Origin of the sequence: uncultured Microbacterium sp. (assembly GCF_963521695.1) — a bacterium.
In the GTDB taxonomy this organism is placed as follows: Bacteria; Actinomycetota; Actinomycetes; order Actinomycetales; family Microbacteriaceae; genus Microbacterium.
Genome location: NZ_CAUQWC010000187.1, coordinates 1 through 6,929, shown reverse-complemented (window position 1 = coordinate 6,929; position 6,929 = coordinate 1). Strand labels below are relative to the sequence as shown.

Annotated in this window: 5 protein-coding genes; all 5 read right to left on the bottom strand. The window is 69.6% G+C overall.

Features of this window, described 5'->3' with window-relative positions; translation table 11 throughout:
* Nucleotides 1-40: 40 nt before the first annotated feature.
* The gene (locus RWP81_RS12765; protein ID WP_314456659.1) at nt 41-3,067 is read right to left on the bottom strand and encodes a glycoside hydrolase family 38 C-terminal domain-containing protein; all 3,027 of its coding nucleotides are present in this window, start codon (nt 3,065-3,067) and stop codon (nt 41-43) included.
* A 27-nt stretch (nt 3,068-3,094) separates the two neighbouring features.
* A complete protein-coding gene (locus tag RWP81_RS12760; RefSeq protein WP_399540598.1) occupies nt 3,095-3,979 on the bottom strand; it encodes a carbohydrate ABC transporter permease in 885 nt (294 codons plus the stop codon).
* Between the two features lie 23 nt (nt 3,980-4,002).
* Nucleotides 4,003-4,935 carry a sugar ABC transporter permease gene (locus tag RWP81_RS12755; RefSeq protein WP_314456658.1) on the bottom strand — a complete coding sequence of 311 codons (933 nt, stop codon included), beginning with the start codon at nt 4,933-4,935 and terminating at the stop codon, nt 4,003-4,005.
* Nucleotides 4,936-4,938: 3 nt separating this feature from the next.
* Nucleotides 4,939-6,297: an extracellular solute-binding protein gene (locus RWP81_RS12750; protein ID WP_314456657.1), complete on the bottom strand. Its 1,359-nt coding sequence runs from the start codon at nt 6,295-6,297 to the stop codon at nt 4,939-4,941.
* 137 nt (nt 6,298-6,434) lie between these two features.
* Nucleotides 6,435-6,929: ROK family protein (locus RWP81_RS12745; protein WP_314456655.1), on the bottom strand; the 495-nt coding region annotated here is incomplete at its 5' end.

The following is a 6,929-nucleotide window of genomic DNA, read 5'->3' as shown; positions in this document are numbered from 1 at the left end:
CGGCCGCACCGGTCTCCCTCGCGCCCGCGGGCGCCGGTGGTCAGCGCTTCAGGCGCAGCGTCACCAGCTGGAACGGACGCAGGTCGATCTCGACGGCGCCGCCCGAGACGCTCGACACCGCGGCGGGGTCGACCTCGCGCTCGAGCAGGTCGGTCTCCGCGACGCCCGACACCTCGAAGCCCGCCTCGAGGTGCGCGCGCGTCCGCTCGCCCAGCGCCTCGTACAGCCGCACGACCACGTCGCCCGAGCCGTCCTGCGCGAGCTTGACGGCCTCGACGACCACGCCGGGCACGTCGATCGCGACCAGCGGCGCGACCGTGGTCTCGGCGGCATCCGTCAAGACGCGCGTCGGCAGATTGGTGCGGTAGCCCTCGGCGACCGCGTCCGCGACCTCGGCTCCCACGACGATGCCGACCTCGAGGTGATGCGCGCCCTGGTCCTGGCCCGGGTCGGGGAACATCGCCGAGCGGATGATCGACAGTCGCACCAGGGAGTACGTGCCACCGGCCTCGCGTTCGTGGCGGGTGATGTCGTGCCCGTAGGTGGAGTCGTTCGTCACGGCGACGCCGAAGCCCGGCTCGGCCACCCGCACCCAGCGGTGCGCGGCGGTCTCGAAGCGCGCCGAGTCCCACGACGTGTTCGTGTGCGTCGGGCGCACGATGTGCCCGAACTGGATCTCGGATGCCGCCCGGTCGGTGTGCACGTCGACGGGAACGCCGAGCTTGAGCAGCATCTGCTGCTCGTGCCAGTCGACGTCGAGCGACAGGCGCACCGTGCGGGAGCCCTCGGCGAGCGCGATGCGCTGGCCGATCGAGGAGTCGCCGACGGTGCGCTCGACGACGATCGCGTCGCCGTCGACCCGCACGCTGTCGGCGGAGTCGAGGGGCGTCGCGTGACGGCGGTAGGTCTCGTCGATGTCCCACGCATCCCACTGGGTGGGGGTGTCGCGGAACACCTCGAAGAGTCCGGCGGTCCGGCCCGCGGGAACCACCTCTCTCCCGGATGCCAGATCCACCAGCGAGACGATCAGGCCACGGCCGTCGATCTCGGCGCGGACGATGCCGTTGTCGAGGACGAAACCCTCGCCCTCGACGCGCGGGGCGACGTCGGCCGCCGGGGTTGCCGGGGCGATCGAGAGGGCCGGAGCCCCGGCGCGGCCGTGCGGGGCCGCGTTGGCGACGACGGCGCGGTCGCCCGTGCCCACGAGGGCGCGGAGGCTGTCGGCGATGACCTGCTCGAGCTCGGTCGCGATCGCTTCGTAGTTGCGCTCGGCATCCCGGTGCACCCAGGCGATCGAGGTGCCGGGCAGGATGTCGTGGAACTGCTGCAGCAGCACCAGACGCCACAGTCGCTGGAACGTCTCGGCCGGGTAGGCCGCTCCCGTGCGCACGGTCGCGGTGGCCGCCCACAGTTCGGCCTCGCGCAGCAGGTGCTCGCTGCGACGGTTGCCCTGCTTCGTGCGCAGCTGGCTCGTGTAGGTGCCGCGGTGGAACTCGAGATACAGCTCCCCCGCCCAGACGGCCGGGTCGGCGTACTCGGCCTCGGCCGTCTCGAAGAACTCCCGCGGGGTGGAGTGCTTCACGATCGGGGCACCCTCGAGCGAGTGGGTGCGGGCGATCGTCGCGGTCATCTCCCGGGTGGGCCCACCGCCGCCGTCGCCGAAGCCGTAGGGAAGCAGCGAGGTGCGGGCGCGGCCCTTGTCGGCGAAGTTGCGCTCGGCGTGCGCGAGGTCGGCGGCGGTCACCTCGGAGTTGTACTTGTCGACGGGCGGGAAGTGCGTGAAGATGCGCGAGCCGTCGATACCCTCCCAGCGGAAGGTGTGGTGCGGGATGCGGTTGGTCTCGTTCCACGAGATCTTCTGCGTGAGGAACCAGCGGGCACCCGCGGCCTTCATGATCTGCGGCAGGGCGCCGCTGTAGCCGAACGAGTCGGGCAGCCACACCTCTTCGGTGTCGATGCCGAACTCCTCGAGGAAGAAGCTCTTGCCCTCCACGAACTGGCGGGCCATCGCCTCACCGCCGACCATGTTGGTGTCGGACTCGACCCACATGCCACCCACGGGCACGAAGCGCCCCTCGGCGACGCGGGCCTTCAGGCGCTCCCAGAGCGCCGGGTAGTGCTCCTTCATCCAGGCGAACTGCTGAGCGGAGGAGCTCGCGAAGACGAACCCGGGGTCTTCGTCCATGAGTGAGAGCACGTTGCTGAACGTGCGCGAGACCTTTCGGGCGGTCTCGCGCACGGGCCAGAGCCACGCGGAATCGATGTGGGCGTGACCGACGGCGTGCAGCACGTGAGCACTGGATGCCGCGGGCGCGGCCAGCAGAGGGGCCAGCACGTCGCGACCGGCCTGTGCCGTGCCGGCGACGTCGTGGGGATCGACCGCGTCGATCGCGGCATCCATCCCCTCGACCAGGGTCGCGCGGCGGGCGGAGGTCGCATCGAGCTCGGCGATCAGCCCGTGGAGCAGGCGGAAGTCCTGCAGCAGATCCCACACCGCCACGTCGCGCAGGCCGATCGACATCTCGCGGAGCGTATAGAGAGGTGCGTCGCCGGCGGTGGCGGGATCGCCCACCGGCGTCGGCTCGAACGTGAAGAGGCTGCCCACGTCGGGATTGGAGGCGGCCTCGACGAGCACGTCGACACGTCCCTCGGCGTCGATCGCGGCGGCGGTGGCGTTGTTGAACGGCGACACGCCCTTGATGGGCGCGCCGTCGCGGTTCCAGATCAGCGCCTCGCACTGGAAGCCGCTCTGGCCGGCCGTGAAGCCGAGGTCGACGACGAGCTCGGCGACAGTGCCCTCGGGCAGGGCGCCGTCGGCGTCGCGCCAGTCGGCGGGGACCTCGCCGGAGACGGCGAACCACGTGGTCCCCCATGCCCGGCCCCACGGCGTTCCGATCGCGAACGGGCGGTACTCGGCATCCCGAGCCTCGTCGAAGGGAACGGGCTCGCCCGGCGCCTCCCACGCGGAGACCGTCAGGGGAAGGCGGGCGCGGTAGACGGCGGGGGCGAGGCGCTCGCGGATGAAGCGGTCGATGCGCATCTCGGTGAGCGCGGTGCGGTCATGCATGAAGAGTTCCTTGTCTGGGGGGACGGGTCAGCCCTTGACCGCGCCGGCGAGAGCCGACGGGCCACCGAGTCCGCGCTGCACGAGCACGTACAGGCCGAGGACGGGCAGGGAGTAGACGATCGAGTAGGCCGCGAGCTGGCCGTAGGCCACCGCCCCGAACGACCCGAAGAAGTTGAAGATGCTGACGGCGGCCGGCTGGTAGTCGGGGCTGAGCAGCAGCACGAAGGGCACGAAGAAGTTCCCCCACGCCTGGATGAACGTGAAGATGAACACCACGGCGATCCCGGGACGCATGAGCGGCAGCACGATCTGCACGAGCGTGCGCAGGGAGCCCGCGCCGTCCATCCAGGCCGCGTGCTCGAGCTCGACGGGCACGCCGTCCATGAAGTTCTTCATCATCCAGATCGCGATCGGCAGGGCGCTCGCGGTGAGGAAGAGGATCGTGCCCCCGATGGAGTCGATGAGGTTCAGCTGCACGAACAGGCTGTAGACCGGCACCATGATCGCCGTGATCGGAAGGCACGTGCCGAAGAGCACCGCGTAGAGGAAGGGCTTGCCGACGCGCATCTTGTAGCGCGACAGCGGGTACGCGGCCAGCGACGCGAGCACGACGGTGGCGACGGCCGTGCCACCCGCGAGCAGCACGCTGTTCAACAGCGGCAGGAACAGCAGATCGGGCTTCATCACGGCCGCGAAGTTGTCGAGCGTGACGACCTCGGGCATCTTTATCGCCAGCGTCGGCTGCGCGTCGAGAGAGGCGGTGACCAGCCAGATGAGCGGGACGACGAACAGGATGCCGACGACGATCAGCAGCGTGTTGCTCAGCACGCTGAGCACGCGCGTGCGCGGCGACGACAGCGAGGCCTTCGTCCGCTTGGGGGCGCGCACGGCGGAGCGCGTGCGCCCGGTCACCTCGGGCAGTGTGGTGGTGGCACTCACGACGAGACCTCCTCGCGCAGCGCGCGGACGTAGAAGAACGAGAAGATCGCACCGATGAGCAGCATGATCGTGGCGATGGCCGTGCCGTAACCCAGTTCGCCGAACTTCAGACCCTGCTGGTACGCCAGGATCGGCAGCGTCGTGCTGGCGTTGCCGGGACCGCCGCCGGTCATGACGAAGATGAGCGTGAAGACCGAGAGGGTCTGCAGCGTCACGATCATCGAGTTGGTGCCGATGGTGGAGCGGATCATGGGGATGGTGATGAAGATGAGGCGCTTGATGCCGCTCGCGCCGTCGACCTCGGCGGCCTCGGTGATCTCGGGCGGCACGTCGGCGAGGGCCGCGGAGTAGACCATCATCGAGAACGCCGTCCCGCGCCAGATGTTGGCGAAGATGACCATGAGCACGGGGAGCGTGAACAGCCAGCTCACCGGCTCGGCACCGAAGAGGGCGAGGATGGCGTTGAGGGTGCCGTTGTCGCGGAAGAAGGCGTAGGCGGCGAAGGCCGCAACGATCTCGGGGAGCACCCACGCCGTGACGACGATGGTGCCGACGACGGCGGTGACGACGCGGTTGCCCGAGCGCATCATGAGGGCGAGGGCGAGGCCGAGCACGTTCTGCCCGATCACGGCCGAGAAGAACACGAAAACGATCGTGTTGATGACCGAGACGGGGAAGTCGGGGGCCTTGAAGAGCTGGGTGTAGTTGTCGAGCCCGATGAACTCGCTCGCGACGGCCGTCGAACCCGAGAGGGTGGCGTTGGTGAGCGAACCCCACAGCGACACGAGGATCGGGCCGAGCAGGAACACCGCCAGCAGGAGGGCGGCGGGGAGAAGGGGGAGCGCCCGGGCCGACGACCGGAGGCCGCGCGTCTTCACGCGCGACCCCCGGCCGGTGCCGGTCGCCCCGGTCTGTGCCAGGGCGGTCACGACTCAGCCCTTCTGGGTGTTCTCTTCGCCGACGATGCCGATGACGGCCTGGTCGTAGGCGGCTGCGGCATCCGAGACGCTGGACTGACCGGTCATGACGGCTTCCATGGCGACCTGGATCTGGTTCGAGATCTTGTCGTAGTCCTCGGTCGCGGGACGGAAGTGCGTGGTGTCGACGAAGCTCGAGAAGGTCTCGAAGCTCGGGTTGGCGTCGAGGTACGCGCTGGACTCGGCGACGTCGGCACGCACGGCGATCTGGCTGTTGTCGATGCCGTAGGAAGTGGCGTTTTCCTTGTTCACCGCGGTCGAGAGGAAGTCCCAGGCGGCGTCGGCGTTCTTGGTGTTCTTGCCGATGGCGAGGGTCCAGCCACCCGACATGCTCGTCGAGCCGGGAGCCTGGCCGTCCTGGGTGGGCATGGCGGCGATGCCGAGGGCGTCGCTCCACTCGGGCCACGCGGCCGAACCGCCCTCGACCCACGCGGCCGACTGCCACGAGCCGTCGAGCGCCATCGCGAGCTTGCCCGAGGGCAGCCAGTCGGCGGTCACGCTGGTGAAGATGTTGGGGTCGAGAGCCTGCTGCAGCGACGGGCCGAGGCCGCCCTGGTAGACGTCGGAGACGAACTGCAGCGAGTCCTTGAAGCCCTGGCTGCCGACGACCCACTTCTTGCTGTCGGTGTCGTAGAGCGTGTCCTCGGTGCCGTAGAGCAGCATCTCGAGGCCCTGCATGGATGCCGCCTCACCGGCGGTCTTGCCCGAGTAGACGTTGAGGGGGATGACGTCGGGGTTTGACGCCTTGACCTTCTCGGCGGCGGAGAGCACGTCATCCCAGGTCTCCGGCTGCCACGGCACCGAGATGCCGGCGGCGCTGAAGACGGCCTTGTTGTACCAGAGGCCGCGGGTGTCGGTTCCGAGCGAGACGCCGTAGGTCTTGCCGTCGGGGCCGAGGCCGGCCTGCTTGGCGCCCTCGGCGAACTGCGACCAGTCCTCCCACGAGGCGAGGTAGTCATCGAGGGGCAGCAGGTAGCCGGCGGCCGCATCGGACTGGATCTTGAACGTGTCTTCGTACTGCACGTCGGGAGCGGTGCTGGCCGACTTGTTCATCAGCGCGAGCTTCGTGTAGTAGTCGGCGCCCTCGGCCTGGATCGGGACGAGCTCGACGGTCATGCCCTCGTGCGCGGCCTCGTACTGCTCCTTCGCCGTCTCCATCAGCGTCTGCATCGCGTTGAAGGTCGCCGTGGTCTGGTAGGCCACTCGGATGGTCGTGCTGTCGCCCGCGTCGGCGCTGCCGCCGGAGCAGCCGGCCAGAGCCACGGTCAGGGCGGTGGCGGTCAGAAGACCGGTCGCCATCGTCAGTTTCTTCATGGAAGCTCCCTTGCTCGGGTGGAGACACCGCGTCGCCAGGAACTTTTATAAATCAAATGGACTAACTCGGCAAGTCCGGGTGTCGTCCTCTCGGTAACGATCCAGCCACAGACGCCTGTGAACCGCGGAAAGACGCCTCAGAGCGCGATCATCATGCGAGCGGGTCGCGCTGCGAAGGCGCCGTCGAGCAGGAGGCAAGCGGCACCCACCGCGGCCACATCGAGGCCGACGAGAGAGCGGCGGACGACGATCGCCCGCGTCGAGGTCGACACCGGATCGCTGGTCACCCGGGCGGCCACCGTGTCACCGAGCACCCCGGCGAGCCGCTCCCAGACCGGGCCGCCGAGCACGACCTCGTCGACGTCGAGGAGGTTGTTGGTCACCACGAGGGCGCGCGCGATCCGCTCCCCCGCACGCTCCAGAACCCCCACCGCCCGCGAGTCGCCCCGGCGCGCACCGTCGACCAGGCGGTCGAGGTGGGGGCGCGTGTCCCCCGCGTCGCCCGGGTCGTACCCGGCTTCGGCGAGGAGCACGCGCGGCTCGATCGACACACCGAGGCACCCGCGCGACCCGCACGCGCAGCGCGGTCCGTCGGGGTCGACGACGACGTGGGCGATGCCGCCGGCGTTGCC

Excerpts from the sequence above, each read along its gene's own strand:
- RWP81_RS12765 (WP_314456659.1), bottom strand. The coding sequence starts at position 3,067 with ATGCATGACCGCACCGCGCTCACCGAGATGCGCATCGACCGCTTCATC.
- RWP81_RS12750 (WP_314456657.1), bottom strand. The coding sequence starts at position 6,297 with ATGAAGAAACTGACGATGGCGACCGGTCTTCTGACCGCCACCGCCCTG.